Origin of the sequence: Brucella sp. TWI432 (genome assembly GCF_039674445.1) — a bacterium.
In the GTDB taxonomy this organism is placed as follows: domain Bacteria; phylum Pseudomonadota; class Alphaproteobacteria; order Rhizobiales; family Rhizobiaceae; genus Brucella; species Brucella chromiisoli.
The window spans coordinates 26846-48034 of sequence record NZ_JBDJNL010000019.1; the positions used below are offsets into that span (position 1 = coordinate 26846).

The window sequence follows — 21189 nt, forward strand, 5'->3', positions numbered from 1 at the left end:
TTTTCAAAACACTCTATCCCCCCGGACGGCGCAAAAGCAGCGAAGGCCGCTTTACTGCATGGCACAAGAATAGACATTTGCAGCCCATGGGAAATGTGGCCCTTGGTGTTAACCCTTACCTGAAAGGAGTATGGGCAGCACTTTATAGCCAAGTCGCCGGTGCCCGTCTGAGCCGTTAAAAATTGACTTCGTGTTAATTTTGCATGTGCTTGGGAGGAAACATGATCAGCCTTTTCTGGATCACGCTTCTGGCTTTTGCTTTATCGGTTGCATTCTGTCTGGGATTTCGCGGGTTAGCGCGCGAATGGCATCTCATCGATATCCCGAACACGCGTAAAACACATGACGGTCACGTTCCGCTGTGCGGCGGAATTGCAATTTTCCTGTCATTTTCAGCGGCCGCTTTTCTGACACCCGCCATGACGGGATCAGCCAATGCCAGTTTCTTGCTGCCCGGCCTTTTTCTGATCCTTGTAACCGGCGTGCTGGATGACAAGTTTAACCTGCCTGTTGCACCCCGCCTTGCAATACAGGTGCTGGCCGCTTTCATGATGATCGGCATGGCTGGGCTGACACAAGTCCATCTCGGCTTTTCTTCCGGTGTCATGGACGCCGTAGCGACGCAGGTTCTCACAGGACCACTCTTCGTGGTTCTGGTACTTGCTTTTGTGGTTGGTGTCGTCAATGCGGTCAATATGAGCGACGGTGTGGATGGCCTGGCAGGATCTGCAAGTGCGGCTGCTTTTTTCTGGCTTGCCGTGATCAGCTTCAGCATTACGGAAAACCGCATCGGAGTGCAGAGCTTAGCGCTTTCGGCAGCTTGTATCGGCTTCCTTGTTTTCAACATGCGTCATTCATGGCGCGCAAAAGCCAGTCTCTTTCTGGGCGATGGCGGCAGCACGTTTCTGGGCGCGGCCCTTGCCGGTATAATCCTCATCCTTTCCGACATGCACGCAGCCACTGCCTTTCCGATCCTGATATGGGTGGTCATTGTGCCGGTCATCGATACGCTCAGCCTCATCGTGCGGCGGCTTGCGGCACACAGAAGTCCGTTTTCTCCAGACCGGCAGCATCTGCACCACCTTCTTCTTGATAACGGCTTTTCCGACAGCCAGAGCGCAATGGCTATCATGGCGCTCAACTTTTGTGCCGGTGCCGCAGCCTATGCAGCCATACGTTTTGAAATACCGGCATGGTCAATGCTCGTAGCGCTCATTCTGCCAACCATTGCGCATAGTGCATTCGTGCTTCGCACCAACAGAACGCTGCGCCCCATTGCGGTGGAAGCCGCCCCGCCAGCAAAAGCCAACATCACTTTCCCAGAGGCAACTTCATGAGTGTTTCCGTTCTCATCATGACATTGAACGAAGAGGCCAATCTGCCTGCTTGTCTCGCCTCACTTGACTGGTGCGATGATATTGTCGTGCTTGATTCATTCAGTGACGACCGCACAGTGGAAATTGCAGAAGCCGCAGGCGCGCGGGTTTTTCAACGATGCTATGACACGGAAGACCGGCAGCGCATGTATGGTCTTACCGAAATCCAGTTCAAACATAGTTGGGTCTACACACCCGATGCAGACGAAATAACACCCATAGATTTACGCGACGAGATGCTGGCGATCGCATCCGATCCGACGCGACCAGAGGTCTTTTTCAAGGCGCGTTACAAAAACATGTTCATGGGACGCTGGATCAAGCACGCAAGTCTTTATCCAACATGGATTACGCGCTTGGTGCGCCCGGATCGTGTGCGTTTCGAGCGCTCGGTGCATTCACGCGCCAGCGGCGGCCCGGAAGGCGCGTTGCAGGCTCATTTCATCCACTACAGTTTTAACAAGGGGCTTGAGGCCTGGTACGACAAGCATAATCGCTATTCATCGGCAGAGGCTGATCTATCATCCAATCGCCTGCTTGAGCGCAAGATTGATTGGGGCGGTTTATTATCAAGCACGCCGGAACGGCGTCGGCGCGCCCTAAAATCGCTCTCTTATCACATGCCTTTCCGGCCCTCACTGCGCTTTCTTTATATGTACCTGGTGCGGCGCGGGTTTCTCGATGGAAAGCCGGGTTATCTCTATTGCAGGCTTCTCGCGGCGTATGAGTTTATGATCATCATCAAGATGGAGGAGCAGCGGCGCAACCTCTTGCGTGTGAGGGCAGAAACGCCCGCCCGGCATGGTGCTGAGAGCAATGAACCGGAACGGCGTATGGTATGATGCTGCTCATTGTCTTTCCTTGTGCCGTTCTGTTCGGGCTTGCTGCAATGTTCTATGCAGAACCTTTGCTGACATTGCAGGATGACGGCAGCCGGGCAGATGTCATTGTTGTACCCGGCGGCGATGGCCCGCCACGCGCCGCACAGGCAGCAAGACTTTGGAAAGAAGGCCGTTCTCCCTATATTCTGATCACCGGCGATGGTGACTGTCTCTTCAACAAGCAGATCATGGTGCGCGATGGCGTGAACCCTTCGGCGATTTTTATCGAATGCCGTTCGGGAAGCACCTGGCAGAATGCCTTTTATTCAGCACGCGTCATGCGTGATATACACGCAAAAAAGGCCCTTATCGTTACAAACTGGTATCATTCGCGCCGGGCCATCGCGAGTTTTCGCGCCGTCTGCCCGCAAATGCATTTCAGCTCGGCCCCTGTTGGCGGCGATGGCAGGCAAGTCGGTTTTCCGACCACCTCTGCTGATATGGAGCTTATCGCAAAAGAATATGTAAAACTTGGCTGGTACTTAGCCTCTGGCCGCATTTATCTTTCAGACCTTGTGGCGGACGCGACCTCGTTCAACGCTTCCAATCCCTGTGCGCTCTCCGGGAGCAGCGGATGAACATATCGCTTACATGGATTTTTGTCGGGCTGGTCGCATGGTTTCTGGCAGGCGGTCTGCTGTTTAAAGCAGAACGCATGTATCAGTTTCCGTTTCTGGCAGGCGTAATGACTTTCGGCTTCCTGTTGCCGCAGATCCCGGCACTAATGTACGATCCATTTTTGCCATCGGGCGCTTATGCCAAAACCATGCTCATGGGCATACTGTCGCTTTTAATGCTGGCTCTGGGCTGGCGCATGACAAACCGCCCCATCGGGATGCTTCGTATGAGTTTTAGCGAGCGGCGGCTGATATGGGCCGCCGTGCTGCTGTCGGCCTTCGGGGCTGTCTTCTATTTCCTGTTAAGCCGCCTCCCCGGCGATATATCCATCGGAATGCAAATGACGGGTATGCCGGTTGTTTATCTCTTCTTTGCGCAGCTCATGCCCTATGGCCTTGCAATCGCCCTGCTTTGCTTTGCACGCCGCCCTTCATGGCTTGCTCTCGCCATCATCATTTTCGATCTCATCTTCTATCTTGACCGCATTCTTGTAACCGGCAAGCGCGCCGAAGCGATTCAGCTTCTGCTGATGATATTGCTGCCTTTCTGGTTCTACCATCGACTGGTCGTGCCGCGCATTCTGATGGCGCTGGGGATTCTCGCAGGTACGTTTTTGATGACAAGCATGGGCGATTATCGCCAGATTACGCGTGCGGCCTCGGGCTTCGTTCTCGATGACATCATGCAGATCGACTATGCGGCTAACTTTACCGAGACGCTGGAGCGTGGTGGTCTCGAAATGCGCAATGCGGTGCAGCGCATCGACGAAATCGACCGGCGGCTTGAATTCGATTATGGCAAATTTCACTGGAACCGCGTGATTTTTACGTTTGTTCCCGCACAGCTTGTCGGCGCAAAACTGAAAGAAGCGCTCCAGTTCGACACGCCCAAACCGAGCCGCGATTATAATCCACTCACCGGCACCACTGAAACAGGCCTGGTCGATGCCTTTGCATCCTTCTGGTATTTTGGCGCGTTTAAATTTTTGCTTCTGGCCTGGGTCATGAGACGGCTCTGGGAAACCGCAATGGCGGACGAAATGCTGGGGCAATTGATCTACATGCTGTCCATTGTGCCAGCTATGCATGCCATTTCACATCAGACAGACTGGGTTATTCCGGTATGGATTCATATGGCGATCTTCCTCATTCCGGTTTTATGGCTTTGCCGCATACACAACCGCTCGGTAAGCCTGCCAACCGCTTTGCAACACACTCCGACAGTTCCGCAATTCATGTAAAGGATGAAATCAATGTCCATTGCATCGCGATCAGACAGCCACATCACGATAAGCGGTCGCAAGGAATCTTCCCGCCCCATGGAGGGAGGAGCGACTTTCACGCTCAACCACCGTTTGCAGCGCCTCTGCTGGCAGGTGACATGGCTTATGCTGGCAGCATGGACGCCTTCTTTTCTCTGGCGTTGGCGCGGGGCAATATTGCGCGCTTTTGGCGCCTCCATCCACAAAACAGCTATTGTGCGCGGCAGCGTCCGCATCTGGTGGCCTAAAAATCTGGTGATGGATGCACATTCTTCGCTTGGACCGGGGGCACTTTGTTACAATGTTGCGCCCGTCACGCTTGCGCCCTATGCCATTGTTTCGCAACGCGCACATCTTTGCACAGCAGGACACAACATCGATCAGCACGGCTTTCCGCTGACCGCCTCTCCCATTGTGATTGGGGCTTGCGCATGGATTGCCGCCGAAGCTTTCGTCGGACCGGGTGTAACAGTGGGTGAAGGTGCTGTTTTGGGTGCAAGGGCAGTCAGCTTCCGCGATATGGAACCATGGATGGTTTATGCCGGCAATCCCGCAAAGCCAATCCGTGCACGGCGGAAGTCAGCCAGTTAAAGCATTCCAGCAAAAGTACGAAGCGGCTTTGCGTGAGATGATGGGGAAAACAAAGAGATAAAACTTATGCAGATGCAACTGAGTTAAGCCTGCCCAAACCGGAAACGCTCCCTTTGTTGGGAACTTTACAGTTTTGATAGGCATCAATGGTCTGAAGGGCAATGCGCGGCCAGGTATAATTCTCACGCACCAGACGGCTGCCAGCAGCGCCCATCGCGCCCGCAAGATCTCGATTTTCAAGGATCGCAATCAACCCGGCTGCAACATCGTGAGCGGAAAGATTACACACAACACCAGCGCCTGCTTGCGCGACTTCCGGGAAATGACAGGCCTCGGTAATGACTACCGGCACGCCACAGGCGAGCGCTTCGGTAATCGCGACGCTAAACCCTTCCTGACGGCTGGGGAGACAAAAACAGGCAGCATTTTTCAGTGCTGCAATCTTTGCCGGACCGTAAAGTCCACCGGTCACATGCACGCGATTTTCAAGACCGGCCTGAGCAATGCTTTGGCGAAATTCAGATTCCGCACCGCCATTGGGTCCTGCAACCACGAGGTCAACTTCAGGAAACAAAGGCGCGATCTGACGAAAAGCATCAGCCAGAATGTCGAGACCTTTCTTATAATGCAATCGGGACAGAAAAAGCACAAAAGGCCGATCAGGCATTCCAGCCCTGTCGCCTTCACCGCCCTCAACTTCATTGAGGAATATGCCGTTTGGAATAATGATTGCGGGCGGCCTCAATCCCAATGGCCGCATCAGGTCGATTTCGTCCTGATTAAGTGCGTGAATGAAGGCTGCACCATTGAGCATTTTGCGAAAACCAAGCTTTAAGGCGAGCTGCTTCTTCCATGATTTTTGCTGCATACTCCATAGATCGAGCATCCCGCAACAGCATATGCAATAAGCCACCGCATAACGCCGACAAAGCATCGCGGCTCTCAATAAGTTGGTTTCCCAAACGCCATGCATATGCACAAAATCTGCTGCGCATATAAGCGCCGTCAGCGCCTTTGATGCGCGGCTCCCCAGCAATTTTTCCCGAATATCCGGCATGGGCAGCAGAAATGTCCGCACCTTTACAAAGTCAGGGATCGTAGCGGTCGCCTTCGATGCACGGTAATTCACCTCGTCGTCGCTATAGCTGACAATCGTTACCTCATGTCCGAGCGCGGCTTGCGCCGCAGCCAGACGCACGACAACGGCCTGCGGACCGCCTTTGGCGGGATCAAAAGACCCAATCACATGCACAATATTCATGAAGCAGCCCCTGCTGAATAGTGAGATAAGGCTTCAACCAGCCGTTCGCCGTAGCGAACGACCGTAAAATCACGTGCTCTTTCACGGGCATTGACGCTCATTCTGGAGAGGGTTGCGGGACTGTCCGAAAACTCGCGCAGAATTTCGACAGTCTCATCAACATCGCGGATAGGCACAATGTACCCATCTGTTCGATGGCGCACGACGCTGCCGGTGTTTTCAGTACAAATAACCGGAAGCCCCGCAGCCAATGCCTCGTAGCAGGCAGTTGCCGAACCCTCGCACAGCGATGGCAACAAAAACACATCGGCCCATTGAAATTGCGCTCGCATTTCGCTGCGCGGGATTGGGCCAGTCAGTTCAACCACATTGCCAAGCTTTTCCTGTGCAGCCGGCTGAATATCGATGGGCCCCACCATACGAAACTGCGCTTGCCCGATGAGTTTTCGTGCAACCGCGCCCACATAGGGCGAGCCTTTTCGCAAACCCACAGCGCCCACTGTCAAAACCCGCAATGGTCCCGGTTCGCGCTGGCGCGGCCCGATCAAAAAACGGTCATCGACCCCATACGGCACAACAATCACTTTCTCGCATGCACAACCCGCTTCAATGACATGCTTTGCGACAAAGTTTGAAGGACAAATCACGGCATCCGCGATCTGCCATTCCGCCTTTTCTCTGGCAGCAAATGCATCGACGTTTACGTCATCCGCAACTGAGAGCTGCCAGCCGGGGTTTAAAATCTCTTCTTCGCAGGCCAGTTGGTCCACAACGCCACGCGGAGCAATCATCTGTTCGACCGCCGTATAGAGACCCTGCTTTTTTGCAGCGCTTAACAATTCATAGGCTTCACCGCTAAAGGCATAGACCCCACTGGCTCCGTGAAATCCGCTTGCTGCAACCAGTTTGCCAAATGTTTCACCTGCCCAGATCGCATTGGCGGTGGATTGTGGCCCGGTCTGATGCGAAAGCCTGCGGACCGCTGAATGCAGGCCGAAACTTGGGAAGGTCGTCATCCTGTCCTGCGGAATATCCTGCGGCGTGCGCCCGATCAGCCGTCGCACCGATGCAGGCAACACCGATGAGGGCAGACCATTTAACAATCGCGGCCACCCCTGAAGCGCGCAAATATCGGTATAAAAATGCGCAAGTTTCTGATGACTGGCAAAAATGCGCGGTACAGCATAGTGCATACGCGCGCCGAGTTGACTGACAACAAACGAGCCATCCATCACAGTTTCTCCGCGTGAAACGGGCGGTCGAGAACAGGCATCGCCGTGAACCCGCTTTTCTTGCCGATGCGCCCGACAGCGGACTGCCAGACAGCCGCACCGATCTCTCTTGAATAGGCCGTCTCCATCAAATAACGGGCATTGTTGCCCATCGCGTTGCGATTGATCTGCGAGTTTCGCAGCAGCAGCACCGCGCTTACCAGCATCTCCACCTCACCCGGACAGAGCGACAGACCGCAGTGAAAATCACGCACGACATTGGCTATTTCGCCCTCAGGATCACCGATGAAAATCGTTGGGCGTGCGGCAGCTAAAACGCCATAGAACTTGCTGGGAACAATGCAATGTTCAAGTGCGGGTTTCAGCGAGACAAGATGCACATCCGCCGCGCTCAAGCTCTCTGAAAGTTGCTCGACGGGCTGGAAAGGCTTCATGATAACATTGGTTAATCCGCGCCGCTTCACCTCGCGCTCGACATAGCCGCGTTGCTGCCCCTCGCCGACCATCAGAAATGCAATATCAGGGATCGTTTGAAGCTGTTCTGCTGCATCGAGCACAGTGCCAAACTCGTGCGCCCGGCCAAAATTTCCCGAATAACCAATCACGAATTTGTCTTGAAGTCCCCATGCATGCCGCAATGTATTTTCGTCGCGACGGACCGGCAGGATTTCGTTCTTGTCGGCCCAGTGATGAACAACGGCCAGCTTTTCTTGAGCAATGCCTTTGGCTGATAAAAACCGCGCCATGCGTTCAATCGGGCAGATCGTTAGCGCTGCTTGCTGCATCGACCAGTTGCGCAAAGCAACCGCGAGCCTGCCCGACACGCTCTTGTGTTTCATCAACCCAAGTTCAATGGCCGTTTCCGGAAACAGGTCCATAACCCAATTGACAAGATGTGCGCTGCGAAACCGGATCGGCAGCGCCGCTGATACCGAAAGCAAAGGCGGGTCTGTGCAGACCACGCAAAGATCATCTTTTTTGGCGTGGGTCGCAAACCATGCGGCCGCGGAGAGGTGGAATGTCGCGTAATCGACCGCACGTCCCATAAGCTTTTTGCGGCCAAAACCCGACGTCCAGATCCTGTGCACATCGATACCGTCTATCGCTTCACGTGCGGGCAATGTCTCTTTGCTTTTATCGTGATAGCTGCGGCTGGCAAGAACCGTCGTCTGAACACCTTCGCGCACCAGTTCATGCGCAAGACTTGTCACCATTCGGCTTGTCGCAGATTGATCGGGATAAAAATACCGGTTGGCAAGCACGACACGCATGATTTTGGCTTCCTGTTGCTCGGTTGCCAACACCATGGCGATACCCTCTCCCATACCGCAAGAAGCCCAATCGCATAGGAAACATACTCCGCAGGCGAGATGCCTACTTCTTTTGTTGATACAGCGCGTGCTCCGCGCTTTGTCATGCTCATCCTAAGTGGAATGGAAAGCGCCTCGCATACCGTTTTGAAGCCGTTATGCCGGGCGCTCAAATCGCTATCATGGCTGTATCGAACTCTGGTCGGAGGAAAGACCTTGCAGGAAAAGACAGCTCTCATCATTGGCGTGACTGGACAGGATGGTGCCTATCTCAGTGAGCTTCTGCTCAACAAGGGATATCGGGTGCACGGGCTTAAACGGCGGTCTTCTTCGTTCAATACTTCGCGTATCGACCATCTCTATCAGGACCCTCATGAGGAGGAGATCCGGTTCAAGCTGCATTTTGGCGACCTGACCGATGCGACCAATCTATGCCGTGTCATTCAGGAAGTGCGTCCCGACGAGATCTATAATCTTGGTGCACAAAGCCATGTTCAGGTGAGTTTTGAAACGCCGGAATATACGGCCAATGCAGATGCACTGGGGACGTTGCGCCTGCTTGAATCCATGCGCATTCTGGGGTTGGGCGATAAATGCCGCTTCTATCAGGCATCAACATCCGAACTGTTCGGCAACAGCTCGCCCGATGCCCAGAGCGAACAAACACCGTTTGCGCCGCGCAGTCCCTATGCCACCGCAAAGCTTTATGCCTATTGGACGACAGTTAATTATCGCCAGGCCTACGGCTTTCATTCCTCAAACGGTATTTTGTTCAACCATGAAAGCCCACTGCGCGGCGAAACATTCGTGACACGTAAGATCACACGCGCGGTTGCTGCCATCGAACGGGGGCTTCAGGACAAATTGCGGCTTGGCAATCTGAACGCGCGACGCGACTGGGGCCATGCCCGCGATTATGTTGAAGGCATGTGGCGCATTTTGCAGGAAGATGTGGCCGATGATTATGTGCTCGCCACGGGCGAAACCCATACAGTGCGTGAATTTGTTGAGCACGCGTTCAAAGCCGTGGACAAGCACATCGAATGGCATGGTGATGGCGTTGACGAGATCGGCCTCGACCGAAAATCCGGGCAGTGCCTGATTGAGATCGACCCACGCTATTTCCGCCCCAACGAAGTCGATTTTCTGTTGGGCGATGCTTCCAAGGCAAAGAACCGGCTTGGCTGGCAGCACACCACCGGCTTTGAAAATCTCGTCACCGAAATGGTTGACTGGGATATGCGCAACATCATGCGGGAGGCTGGGCGCAATGATTTCTATGGCTAATGAAATGCCTCGCCCTGTCTATGCGCTGTCGGGCAAGAAAATATTCGTTGCCGGTCACAGCGGCATGGTGGGGTCGGCAATTTTGCGACGTCTTCAATCGGAAGATTGTGACCTCATAACCATCGCACATCATGATCTTGATCTGACACGACAGAGTGCGACGGAGCAATTCATTGCGCATCACAAACCCGATGTTATCATTGTTGCAGCGGCTCGGGTCGGGGGCATTCTCGCAAATTCTGAATATCCGGCAGATTTTCTTTACGACAACCTCGCCATCGGCATGAATGTCATTCATGCGGCCCATGTCTCAAATGTGAAGCGCCTGCTCTGGCTTGGATCAAGTTGCATCTATCCCCGTGATGCGCAACAACCGCTCACCGAATCCGCACTTCTAACGGGGGCACTGGAACCCACCAATGAAGCCTATGCCATCGCAAAAATCGCGGCATTGAAATATGCGGAAGCCTGTTCGCGGCAGTTTGGCAATCATTTCATGACCGCCATGCCGACCAATCTTTATGGGCCCAACGATAATTTCGATCTCAACACGTCTCATGTTTTGCCGGCACTGATGCGCCGCATTCATGAAGCGAAGATCAACGGTTACGATCACATCACGCTTTGGGGCAGTGGCAAGCCCTTGCGCGAATTTCTTCATGTCGATGATCTTGCGGATGCGTGTGTGCATTTGCTGCAATTCAACGACAGCATTGAGCCCATAAATATCGGCTCCGGTGAAGAGGTTTCGATCCGCGAGCTTGCCTTGACGATCGCTGATGTTGTGGGTTTTGAAGGCAGGCTGGACCATGATCTGAGCAAACCCGATGGAACCCCGCGCAAGCTTCTGGACACATCCAGGATGCATGCGCTGGGCTGGAAGCCGAATATTCGCCTCAGAGATGGCATTGCAAAGGTTTATCAAGCCTGGGTCAAAGACGGTGCGGCGTCCATCGCAGCGTGAAAGGCTCCGCACCAAATATAAAAAAGGCGCTTCATGAATGTGAAGCGCCTTTTGGTTCAGTGATTTTCAAATCAGTGCGTTATGACGGTGAACCGGTTAATTGGCTCATATCCAGCTCAACGCGCAGAATATCACCGGGTTTGATTTCGGTGCGTTCATTGGCAACAATATCTTCAAAGGCGCCGCTGACATTGCGGCTGATGGTGAAGACCAGTTTGCGGCGCATATCTGACGATGAAATATTACCAGATGACTTGGCAATTTCAGCCATGGTTTGAAGTTGTGCATTGGCACGCAATTCCATACGCGCAATGTTAAGATCCAGTTCCTGCAAACTGTTTGCCGCCTCGCTTTTGCGCATTTCTTCCAGATTGGCGATCCGCTGTTGAACTGCGAGTTGATTTTGTCTTGCACGGGCCAGAAACGATCCCAGTTCCAGTGCATCCCGGCGGGTTGCCGAAAGATCGCGTTCCATATCGCGAAGATTGGATTTCGCAGCCAGTCCACGATCAACAAGGGATTTGCTTGATTCAACATTTTCTTGCAGCAATTGAATTTCTGCATCGTGAAGCTTGATACTTTGCTGCAGCGTCTGGATTTCGTCGCCATAGCTTGCAACCTGCGCTTCCAGTGCCTGACGCTCCGCCGCCAGATTGCTGCGACGCACATTGAACAGGGTCTTTTCACCATCCAGCATATGCTGACTCAGCGCAGTCGCCTGTTTATTGCCACCCGGTTGATCCGGCAGGTCATATTTAAAATCAACCCCGTTAAGCTCGGCCTGAAGACGCACCCGGCGGATGTTTGTTGTGGTGATCTGCATTTGCAAATCGGCATATTCCTGTTGCGCCGTGATAAGCTGCATGCCCGCTGTCACCGCAGGCGCTTCGCCTTTGCCAGCCCCGCCACCCAGCGCCATCAGTTGAAGCGCAACCATTCCCGGGCGAAATTCATATTTCCCCGGAGCCTTCACATCGCCAACGATGAAAACCGGCGCATATTGATTGATCGTCGCCGTCACGGTCAGTCCCGGAATGTGTTGTGAAAGCACGCTTCCGATTTTTTCACTGATCTGCGGGGTTGTCAGGCCGCTGACATTGATATTTCCAACCACCGGATAGCCAATATTGCCGTCCACATCGACAGGATAAAGCCCGGTGAGCGATGGCTGGCCATAAACGGTCACCTGCAAAACATCATTCGGGCTCACGCGATAAGCCTGTGCTGGTGCCACCGTTTGTGCGTGCACGACATGGCCCACACCAAGAATGATAAAGCCTGACAGCATCGTCGCCCGGAATTGCGCCATCAAACGAGCGTGTCTGGATATGCTTGATCTCTTTAGCATTTTTGAACCCTCAGGCCCTATCTTGGGCGTTATCAGCAGCTCTGTTGCGCCGCTTTATTGCGGCGCGCAGAAATGCCCCTGCTCGTCTGCCCATGGGTCGGCAATAAGCCCAGACAATATTGATCCAGCTTCGATAGGAGGTCGAAACCTGGTTCACCACAGCAAGCGCAGGTTTGCGGCCCATTGCCGCCATTGTCTGGATCAGCGCATGATTTGCATGTTGATCCTTGTGCCCCGGTTGCACGACCAGAAGCGTGGTATCGGTTGCCCGCGAGAGCAGAACCGCGCGCTTGTCTTCCATTACGGCAGGCAGATCGACGAGGATAATCTTGTGATCCGCACGCAATTGAGAAATCAGTTCTGCAAGCCAATCTCCCTCCCGCAGATGATCGCCCGGCGTAATGATGTCGATCCCCGAACCGTGATCATGAATAAGCGTTGCGCCTGCAATCTGGCGATCCGTTGAAACGCCCCCATAGCCAGTTCCGGGCAGCCCGAACGCTTCGGAAAGCCGCGAATGCCGGTTGGTGGCATCGATCACGGCGACGGCCACACCCGATGCCGCAAATTGTTGGGCGAGTGCTGTTATAAGCAGCGTTTTCCCCTCATTCTCAGTGAGAGACACCACGGAAAGAGCCAGTGAATCGCGGCCACGCGTGAGCATGCGCAAACGATCATGCACCGATTTTATTGCACGTCCGAAAGCACTGGTCGGATCAAGTCCACGGTTGACGAGAAGCGGCACAGTCAGCTGGTTAGAAAGCGGCAGCAAAGTTGCAGCCGGAATTCCGGGCAGCGTAAAGGAAGCGGTTTGTGCCGGACGAATTTTGTCGAAGGTCTCCCGCAATACAGTACCCAAGAGCGATACCATTGCGCCAAGCCCCAAACCCAGCAACAGCCAGTTTGCAAGGTTGGGGCTGGCTTTGGCCATGGCGGGTTCGGCAGCCGAAATCATCTGTGCTTCGGGCACCGCAATGCCGTCCTGCTCGATGAGTTGCTTGTAACGCGTAAGATAACTCTCATAGACCGTGCGGCTTGCATTGGCTTCACGGTCAAGCTGCACGGCTTTGACCTGCGCCTTATTGGCCTCGCCCAGTTCTGCCTCAGCGCTCTTGAGCGCAGCTTCAAGCCCTGTGCGCCGTTGCCGGGCAATCTGAATTTCATTGCCGAGACTTTTGGTGATTTCATCAACCTGCGCAGTGATCTGCTGCTTGAGCGCCTCACGCTCCGCTACAAGAACCGGGATTTCAGCACTCTTCAAGGCCCCGTTTGAGCGCAGTTCATCCAGCTGGCGCTCGACCCGCGCCTGTTCGTTGCGCAGGGACTGAATGGCAGGCGACGCCAGAACCTCGGTCAGGGCTGGCGCTTCATTTTTGTTTTTAAGAGACTCTGCTGTACGAAGCCGTGCTTCGGCAAGCGATACCGCACCTGTTGCAGCCACAATTTCGGTGTTCAATGCGGCGACCCGCTGCGCCTGAAAACTGATCTGGCCCGGATCACCGGCAAGGCGCGATTTCTGTCTGAAATCTTCAGCAGCACGCTCGGCATCTTCAAGATTGCTGCGCAATGTCACAAGCTTTTCGCCGAGCCATTCACTGACACGTCGCGCAGCCGATTGCTGCACATCAATCTGATGTTCAAGATAAGCCGTCACAAAAGCATTGGCGACCTGGGCCGCATAAACCGGATCGGATGCGCGATAAGAAATGAAAATCGTATAGGAACGCCCATCATTGTTGACGCGCAAACGAGAAAGCAGAAGATCAATGCGCTGCCTTTCGCGCGCAACCGCATCGACGTCTCGCGCGCCCCTGTCCTGCGTCGCACTGTGTGCCGCAGAAGAAAGCACCGTGCGCGAACGAAACTCCGTCGGTACGAAAATATTTTCAGACTGCAGAATGTCGATAACCTTGCGTGCCATCATGCGCGAACTGATAATATCAAGTTCAGACCGCAGAACCGGGCTGTCCTGTGGCAAAGGTGTAATCGCGCTCTCATTTGGAAGCGCCTGCACGCGTCGCATATCGAGCACCAGTACCGATTCCGACACATAGCTGACAGGTGCCGTGAGGTAACCTGCAAAGCCGATGCATGCTCCCGCCACGACAGGGACGATCAGCAAGAGTTTTCTTCGTTTTACGGTTTCAAGCAGCTCAGCCAGCGGCTGACGCGCACTCCCTGATGAAACATCGGAGATGATCACAAGAAATCTCCTTTAAAGCGCAGCCCGAGGCATCCGAAATGATCTTCGGGTAAGAAGCGCGTTAAAACAATTGGTTAAGATTGTGCGGTGGGGACGGTCGACGCTTATTGCAGATCGGAAAAGGATGTTTCCGAAGGGAACATCTCGTTGATAATGCAGGCAACCTCTGTCCGGTTGGACGCCTTCAACTTCTTCATGATATTGCGGATATGGACCTTGACCGTGCTTTCACGAAGCTTGAGCTCATACGCAATAATCTTATTCGCCTTGCCGCGACGCAGCGCATTGACCACTTCCGCCTGACGCAGGGTAAACATACCACCCAGAGGCTGGAGCCGGTGCGAATTGGGGTCGGTCGCGTGACGAAGAGCCAGCACACTGCTGGCAGGAACAAAGGTGCCGCCAGCCATGGCAAGCCGCAGCGCTTCCACGCAGACATTCACATTGACAGAGGTCGGGATATACCCTTTGACACCATAATCGAGCGCTTTGAGAACCTGCGAAATATCTTCTTTGTCCGCAAGAATAATCACCGGAGCGGGCGCGCAATCATTGACGATGCGGTTGAGATAATTGCCGACCGCAGGGTCCGAAACCTTCTGACCACCAATGTTGAAAAGGACCGCGCGGACAGTGCGTCCACGCCGCTGATGCTGCCATTGTTCAAACGAACTGAACGTGGCAATCGACATTTCAATACTGTGGTTGTTGAGCCCATGTGCAAGGCATTCACGATCCAATGCACGGTTATCGATGATAACAAGTAACGGTAGAATACCATCAAAAGAATCTGCTGATTTTGATGATGAATCTTTCGCGATAACCTGGCTTTTATTATTATTTTCGCTGGTTCTGCTGTTAAAACTCGGAGAAACGTTCATCTTTTTGCCCTCTAGCCCCTTTTAAGCGCACGATTCATTGCTCTTAAAACGCAATGAGTTAAGCGCAGCGGCCACCTGTTTATGATTTCCGAGAGGTTTATTTTAAACCTCGTAATCAATTCTTATTTTTTATTTTGTTAACCAGAAGATTGCCCGAATTTTAAAACAGTGTCATTAACCTAGATTAGGCAATTACGTGAAATATGGTTTAGGGAAATATTATAAATATACGCAATTAGTGGTAGAAATTACTACCTTGTCAAAATAGGAGCGCTCGCCGACATTTATGGAAGCGCTTCGGCCCCCAAACGATCACTAAAAATCGAATCGCTAAAGAAGCAATCTCCAATTTTTGGGCGGCGGCAGGACGAATGCCAATGATTGTGAATGTTGACGATTCAAAAACACTGCGCCATTTTCTGGAGAGCCCGCCAATTGGTGCGGTTTTTGAAGAAAACGACTTTAACGTTCTTGGTGCGCTGCCCGTATTGGTGAAAACCTATGCACCCCACACCATCGTCAGCAGTCAGGGCGACTGGGCAAACTCGCTTCACATTATCAAGAGCGGCTGGGGATGTATCTATCGTGATCTGGCCGATGGAGATCGCCAGATACTCGACTTTCCCATGAAAGGTGATTTTCTGGGCTTCCGCACGGGCATCGGCTTTAATTACTACACTTTGATTTCGGTGACCGAAATGTCCGTTTTTGAACTTTCTCTCGACCACCTGACGGAATGTCTTGTGAAATCGCCGCGCCTGGCCATGACTTTTATAGAGCTGATGGCGCGACAGCGCGCCATTCTTGTTGAACATGTCATCAGCATCGGGCGGCGCAGCGGGCTGGTACGTGTGGCGCATCTATTGCTTGAACTCGGGCATCGCGCGCGTTTAAACGGCACGGGCAATGCGGTTTCCTTTTTTTGCCCCCTCACCCAGACAGAGCTTGGCGATGCACTGGGGCTAACCGCCATTCATATCAACCGTATGTTACGGGAGCTGCGTAGCGACGGCTTGCTGACTTTTCGCAACAATCTTGTTGAATTTCTCAACAAGCCGGCCCTCACGCAAATTTCCAGCTTCGATGAAGACTATCTCAATATGGAAATCTTCCCGCGCTTCCATTTGACCAGCCCGCGACACCGTTGAACACCAACACTGTGCGCCGGTTGAAACCTTTAACAACTCAGAGCATTCAATCGCCATAGCCAGTCAGCTTTCTTTGCCTCGTTTCAGACTGAAATTAGCAATTGGCACCGGGCGTCCAAACAGCCAACCCTGACCGACAGCATCCGGGTGGAGCTTTAACACATAAGCGGCCTGCTCCGGCTTTTCGATCCCCTCGACAACAATCTTCAAGTCGAGGCGACGCGCAATGCTACAGATATTCTCGACAATTTCAGCGCTGACTGCCTCTGTTCCAATTGCCTGCGTAAACATTTTATCGATCTTAATACCGCTGATTGGAAGCTTTGCCAGATAAGCGAGATTGGAATAGCCTGTTCCAAAATCATCAATGAAAAACTCGTAACCACTCTCTCGAAACGACTTCATCTTTTCAATGAGATGGCTATGATGTGCCGTTGAACGTTCCGTCACTTCCAAAATGATCTGGCATGGTGACAAGCCATGGCGCTTCACTTCATTTTCCAGAAAAACACGCAATTCAGTGTCGAGAACATCTTCCGCAGACACATTGATACTCAAATAAAAATTGCCATTATTTTTCAGAAAAGGCTGCATCTCTTTCAGCGCATTGCGTATGATAAGACGCGTTACATCCCCGATGATACCAAGCTTCTCGGCGATCGGAATGAAAACGTCCGGTGAAATGGAGTTATGGAGATCATCAAGCAAGCGCGCCAGCACCTCAGCGCCAATCACTTTCTCATCATGCAGCCTTACCAGTGGCTGATAAACAACACTCATGCGTTCCGTAGCAATTGACCGCTTTATCTGCTGAGGCAGTGATGCATATCCCCGCCGCCAGCGAACCGCAGCAAGCCCCCCTCCTCCACCAACCAGTGCCCCAAAGCCTGCAATTGCCAGCAATACGCCAACCGGCTGCTGTAACACGCTGACCCCGGTAAGACTTGCAATCACACAGATATCAAAATCGTCATCGCATCGCGAAACAAGACGGCGAGACCTTAAATCATACCATGCAAGCTGGTGCGGCATATCCGTCTGCAGATGACTGACATCACCAAATGAACGATAGATGTAATGGCCGTCGCGGCTGATCACATGTGCACTCAAATTTGCATCTGCTTTCTCGTGTAGAGCGAATGCAATCGGCGATGTGAAGACGATGGCTGATCCCCTCGCGACCATATCCACATTGCCGGAGTGCTTGCCTATATTGGATGCATTCGCCCACAAATGATGTCCATTGTCCACCACGCGATCTGGTTGCGGCAAAACTTCCGGCGGAGAGAAACGCCCCCAGAGCGCCGTACAGATGATCCGGTTGTTTTCCACACGCCCAACATCGCGTAAAAACGGTGCCTTAAATGCAAGACGGCGGATTTCTGTTAAATCCTCATCCGAGCACGGTTCGCGATCACTGCTATTGATTAAAGCAAGCGTATTGCGCCCATCATGGGCGACATCAACTGCATTGGACAGCACGTTATCGCGATAATCATTCAGTCGAGCATAAGACAGACGCACCAGCTCAATTTGGCCGAGCATAAGAGTAATTAAAATTCCCAGAATGGCCGCGAGCGCAATAAAGAGCCTGTCATTGCCATTACGAATGCTCAACATCAGGACTATTCCCCACGGCTATTGCGCTCAACTCTCTTATACAAAACCGGTGTCTGAATATTTAACAAAATCGACTATTTCACTAAATAAGCAAATATGTTAAATAATTAGATATAATTTCAATTTAAACTAATAAATATTTAAAATACATGATTAGAATACGTAAATTAATTGAATATTTTCAATATATAAAACTTCTATAGTGATTGATATTTTTTAGTTATTTATAGATATTTCACAGGGAAAAATCGATAAAGCCGGAACGACTGTATAAAAATTTAAATTATATTCGACAGTTGACGTCTGAAAACTTACCAATAAATTATCAGACATGACCAAAATTGCGATCAATCAAAACTATCTCCTCGAAAAATTAGCGGCCCTGCTAGCAATTCCAAGCCCGACCGGCTTCACAGACGAAGCGGTGCATTTTGTTGCACGCGAACTGGAGCGGCTCGGCCTTGAAGTCATTCTGACGCGACGCGGGGCGATCCGCGCACGTCGCAATGGAAAATCCCGTAAACCAGCGCGCGGTATTGTCTCCCATTTAGACACGCTCGGAGCGCAAGTTAAGTATCTGAAATCCAACGGACGGCTGGAGCTTGTTTCAATTGGCAACTGGTCGGCACGCTTTGCCGAAGGTGCGCGCGTTTCGATCTTTTCCTCCAAAGGTATCTATCGGGGTTCCATCCTGCCGCTGAAAGCCTCCGGTCACACCTTTAATGAAGAAGTGGATACGCTCCCTGTCGGCTGGAATTATATTGAGCTGCGCGTGGATGCGCTTGCCCGCAACAAGGAAGACCTGATCGAACTTGGCATTGATGTGGGCGATATTGTTGCCGTTGATCCAATGCCGGAATTCATTGACAACGGGTTTATTGTTTCGCGGCATCTCGATGACAAGGCCGGCGTTGCCATCATGCTCGCTTCTCTTGAAGCCATGCAACGCCTGAATATTGAAACGCCCGTTGACACCTATTGGCTTTTCACGATTGCTGAAGAGGTCGGAGCGGGTGCTTCTGCTGTCGTTGTTCCTGAAATAGCATCGCTTGTGGCGATCGATAATGGCACAACCGCACCCGGACAGAACTCATCGGAGTTTGGTGTAACGCTTGCCATGGCAGACCAGACTGGCCCGTTCGATTATCACCTCACCCGAAAGCTATACGAGCTCTGCGGCGAGCACGATATCCCCGTGCAGAAAGATGTTTTCCGCTATTATCGCTCGGATGCGGCATCGGCTGTCGAGGCCGGACATGATGTGCGCACGGCGCTTCTGACCTTTGGTGTGGATGCCTCGCATGGCTATGAGCGCATTCATTTGAGCGCACTCACCTCCATCGCAAAGCTGAGCGTTCATTATGCAATGAGTGATGTCGAGATCAAGCGCGATGCTGAGGAAACAACCAAGGGGCTCAAGGGCTTCACCCATCAGACATCGACCACGGCTGAGCAGGATTTGAAGCCCGAAGACACGCCGACAGAATAGCCATTCAGGCGACGACATTGGCAAGGCGGGTTCATCCCGCCTTTTTCATGCGCGTAAATTAATTATGATAATTTATTGATCTGCTCAATATTATCACTATAAATTAACCCAGACAGACTTGCAGGCAAACATGGCCAAACGAAAGGAACCGCTGATGAAGAGGTTATTTCGCGCCGTTTTAACCGCGGCCACTCTGGTTCTGGGTTCAGCGACATTTCACGCTGGCGCGCAGACACCGCCCGATGTGCTGATTGTGGGGCAGATCGCCGAACCACAATCACTCGACCCTCATACGGTGACAGCAACCAATGATTTTCGTATCCTTGTAAACGTCTATGATGGTCTGGTGCGCTATAAGGATGGGACGCTTGAGATTGAGCCAGCGCTTGCGGAAAGCTGGACCATCTCAGATGACGGAAAAACCTATAAGTTCAAGCTGAAAGAAGGTATCAAATTCCACGACGGCTCCGATTTCAATGCCGAGGCGGTCAAATTCAACTTCGAGCGGATGCTGAACAAGGATCACCCTTTCTATAATACCGGTCCATTCCCGCTGTCTTTCAACTTTGAATCCATCGAAAGCGTGAATGCCATCGATACGCAAAACGTCGAGTTCAAGCTGAAAGAACCCTTCGCACCGTTTCTTTCAAACCTTGCTTATCCAACCGGGCTGATTGTTTCGCCCACCGCAATTGAGCAATATGGCGCTGAATTTGGTCGCCACCCATCGGGAACCGGTCCGTTCAAATTTGCTGAATGGCAATCCGGTCAGCGAGTGGTGGTTGAGCGTAATCCCGATTATTGGGACAGGGCACCGACACTCAATGCGATTGTCTTCCGGCCTATCACCGATGCCAATACCCGCGTCGCTGAAATGATGGCAGGCGGTATCGACATCATGGTTGAGGTGCCGCCGGATAACCTTGCGACCTTCAAACAGGATGCGAATTTTGCTGTCGCAGAACGGGCCGGACCCCATGTGTGGTTTAACATTCTCAACACGAAGAGCGGTCCGTTTGCAGATAAGAAAGTCCGTCAGGCCGCAAATTACGCGGTCAACAAACAAGGCTTGGTCGATAACGTCCTGCAAGGCTCTGCAACTGTCGCGGCCGGTCCCGTGCCACCTGCATTCAACTGGGTTAACGATACGACCGAGCCTTATCCTTATGATCTCGAAAAAGCCAAAGCCCTGCTTCAGGAAGCAGGTCAGACCAATCCGGAATTGACCTTCTATGTCACGGAAGGCGGCTCTGGGATGCTTGATCCGATCAATATGGGTGCTGCCATTCAGGCCGATCTTCAGGCCGCAGGCTTTAAAGCGAAAATCGAAACCTACGAGTGGAACACCTTCCTTGGCCGTGTGAATTCCGGTCTTGATGGCAAGGCGGACATGGCCGAAATGGCATGGATGACCAATGACCCGGATACGGTTCCCTTCCTCACACTGCGCACCGAAGCATTGCCAGACAAGGGCGGGTTTAACTCCGGCTATTATGCCAATCCCAAAGTCGATGAATTGCTGACCAAGGCACGTACATCTACCGATCAGGCGGAGCGCGGCAAGCTCTATGGCGAGATTCAGTCGATTGTTCACGACGATGCGCCATGGCTTTTCGTTGCCAACTGGAAACAAAACGCCGTCACCACCGCAGCCGTGCAGAATTTCAGGCTTCAACCTTCGTTCCTGCTGCATCTCAAAGATGTAACCAAGCAATAAAA

General features: G+C 52.5%; 17 protein-coding genes. 10 read left to right on the forward strand and 7 right to left on the reverse strand.

Annotated elements, in window-relative coordinates; genetic code table 11:
* Positions 1 to 221 precede the first annotated feature (221 nt).
* From ABE527_RS18135 to ABE527_RS18155, 5 genes are read left to right on the forward strand one after another with little or no spacing between them, the layout of a single operon-like run.
* Positions 222 to 1337 (forward strand): MraY family glycosyltransferase, encoded by a 1116-nt coding sequence (locus ABE527_RS18135; protein ID WP_499697816.1) that lies wholly within the window; start codon positions 222 to 224, stop codon positions 1335 to 1337.
* Positions 1334 to 2218: a glycosyltransferase family 2 protein gene (locus tag ABE527_RS18140; protein ID WP_499697817.1), complete on the forward strand. Its 885-nt coding sequence runs from the start codon at positions 1334 to 1336 to the stop codon at positions 2216 to 2218. Before ABE527_RS18135 ends, ABE527_RS18140 begins: the two co-directional genes overlap by 4 nt.
* Complete coding sequence (locus tag ABE527_RS18145; protein ID WP_499697834.1) at positions 2218 to 2835, forward strand: YdcF family protein; 618 nt, start codon at positions 2218 to 2220, stop codon at positions 2833 to 2835. Before ABE527_RS18140 ends, ABE527_RS18145 begins: the two co-directional genes overlap by 1 nt.
* A complete protein-coding gene (locus ABE527_RS18150) occupies positions 2832 to 4115 on the forward strand; it encodes a hypothetical protein (protein WP_499697818.1) in 1284 nt (427 codons plus the stop codon). Before ABE527_RS18145 ends, ABE527_RS18150 begins: the two co-directional genes overlap by 4 nt.
* A 12-nt stretch (positions 4116 to 4127) precedes the next feature.
* The gene (locus ABE527_RS18155) at positions 4128 to 4727 is read left to right on the forward strand and encodes an LbetaH domain-containing protein (RefSeq protein ID WP_499697819.1); all 600 of its coding nucleotides are present in this window, start codon (positions 4128 to 4130) and stop codon (positions 4725 to 4727) included.
* Positions 4728 to 4791: 64 nt separating this feature from the next.
* On the opposite strand, the gene ABE527_RS18160 is transcribed toward ABE527_RS18155, so the two are convergent.
* Genes ABE527_RS18160 through ABE527_RS18170 form a run of 3 tightly spaced genes read right to left on the reverse strand, consistent with a single transcriptional unit; the run spans position 4792 to position 8491 of the window.
* The gene (locus ABE527_RS18160) at positions 4792 to 5988 is read right to left on the reverse strand and encodes a glycosyltransferase (protein WP_499697820.1); all 1197 of its coding nucleotides are present in this window, start codon (positions 5986 to 5988) and stop codon (positions 4792 to 4794) included.
* Positions 5985 to 7220, reverse strand: a complete 1236-nt coding sequence (locus ABE527_RS18165) for a glycosyltransferase family 4 protein (protein ID WP_499697821.1) — start codon at positions 7218 to 7220, stop codon at positions 5985 to 5987. Before ABE527_RS18165 ends, ABE527_RS18160 begins: the two co-directional genes overlap by 4 nt.
* Positions 7220 to 8491, reverse strand: coding sequence for a glycosyltransferase family 4 protein (locus ABE527_RS18170; RefSeq protein ID WP_499697835.1), 1272 nt, complete (start codon positions 8489 to 8491; stop codon positions 7220 to 7222). Before ABE527_RS18170 ends, ABE527_RS18165 begins: the two co-directional genes overlap by 1 nt.
* Positions 8492 to 8746: 255 nt before the next feature.
* Here ABE527_RS18170 and gmd point away from each other — a divergent pair, with 255 nt between their 5' ends.
* Both gmd and ABE527_RS18180 read left to right on the forward strand, forming a co-directional pair.
* Positions 8747 to 9817 (forward strand): GDP-mannose 4,6-dehydratase, encoded by a 1071-nt coding sequence (gmd, locus tag ABE527_RS18175; protein ID WP_499695257.1) that lies wholly within the window; start codon positions 8747 to 8749, stop codon positions 9815 to 9817.
* The gene (locus tag ABE527_RS18180) at positions 9801 to 10781 is read left to right on the forward strand and encodes a GDP-L-fucose synthase family protein (RefSeq protein ID WP_499697822.1); all 981 of its coding nucleotides are present in this window, start codon (positions 9801 to 9803) and stop codon (positions 10779 to 10781) included. The genes gmd and ABE527_RS18180 overlap by 17 nt, the downstream gene beginning before the upstream one ends.
* A 79-nt stretch (positions 10782 to 10860) precedes the next feature.
* Here ABE527_RS18180 and ABE527_RS18185 read toward each other — a convergent pair whose 3' ends face one another.
* From ABE527_RS18185 to ABE527_RS18195, 3 genes are all read right to left on the reverse strand, one after another.
* Positions 10861 to 12129 carry a polysaccharide biosynthesis/export family protein gene (locus ABE527_RS18185; protein ID WP_499697823.1) on the reverse strand — a complete coding sequence of 423 codons (1269 nt, stop codon included), beginning with the start codon at positions 12127 to 12129 and terminating at the stop codon, positions 10861 to 10863.
* A gap of 10 nt (positions 12130 to 12139) precedes the next feature.
* Entirely contained in the window at positions 12140 to 14332 is a 2193-nt protein-coding gene (locus ABE527_RS18190; RefSeq protein ID WP_499697824.1) for a GumC family protein, read from the reverse strand.
* 104 nt (positions 14333 to 14436) lie between these two features.
* A complete protein-coding gene (locus ABE527_RS18195) occupies positions 14437 to 15213 on the reverse strand; it encodes a response regulator transcription factor (protein ID WP_265986455.1) in 777 nt (258 codons plus the stop codon).
* A 377-nt stretch (positions 15214 to 15590) separates the two neighbouring features.
* Here ABE527_RS18195 and ABE527_RS18200 point away from each other — a divergent pair, with 377 nt between their 5' ends.
* Complete coding sequence (locus ABE527_RS18200) at positions 15591 to 16361, forward strand: Crp/Fnr family transcriptional regulator (protein WP_265986456.1); 771 nt, start codon at positions 15591 to 15593, stop codon at positions 16359 to 16361.
* Between the two features lie 63 nt (positions 16362 to 16424).
* Here ABE527_RS18200 and ABE527_RS18205 read toward each other — a convergent pair whose 3' ends face one another.
* Entirely contained in the window at positions 16425 to 17981 is a 1557-nt protein-coding gene (locus ABE527_RS18205) for an EAL domain-containing protein (protein ID WP_499697825.1), read from the reverse strand.
* 331 nt (positions 17982 to 18312) lie between these two features.
* On the opposite strand from ABE527_RS18205, the gene ABE527_RS18210 reads away from it, so the two are divergent.
* Positions 18313 to 19470 (forward strand): osmoprotectant NAGGN system M42 family peptidase, encoded by a 1158-nt coding sequence (locus ABE527_RS18210; RefSeq protein ID WP_265986458.1) that lies wholly within the window; start codon positions 18313 to 18315, stop codon positions 19468 to 19470.
* A gap of 154 nt (positions 19471 to 19624) precedes the next feature.
* Complete coding sequence (locus ABE527_RS18215; RefSeq protein ID WP_499697826.1) at positions 19625 to 21187, forward strand: ABC transporter substrate-binding protein; 1563 nt, start codon at positions 19625 to 19627, stop codon at positions 21185 to 21187.
* The last annotated feature ends 2 nt before the right edge of the window (positions 21188 to 21189 follow it).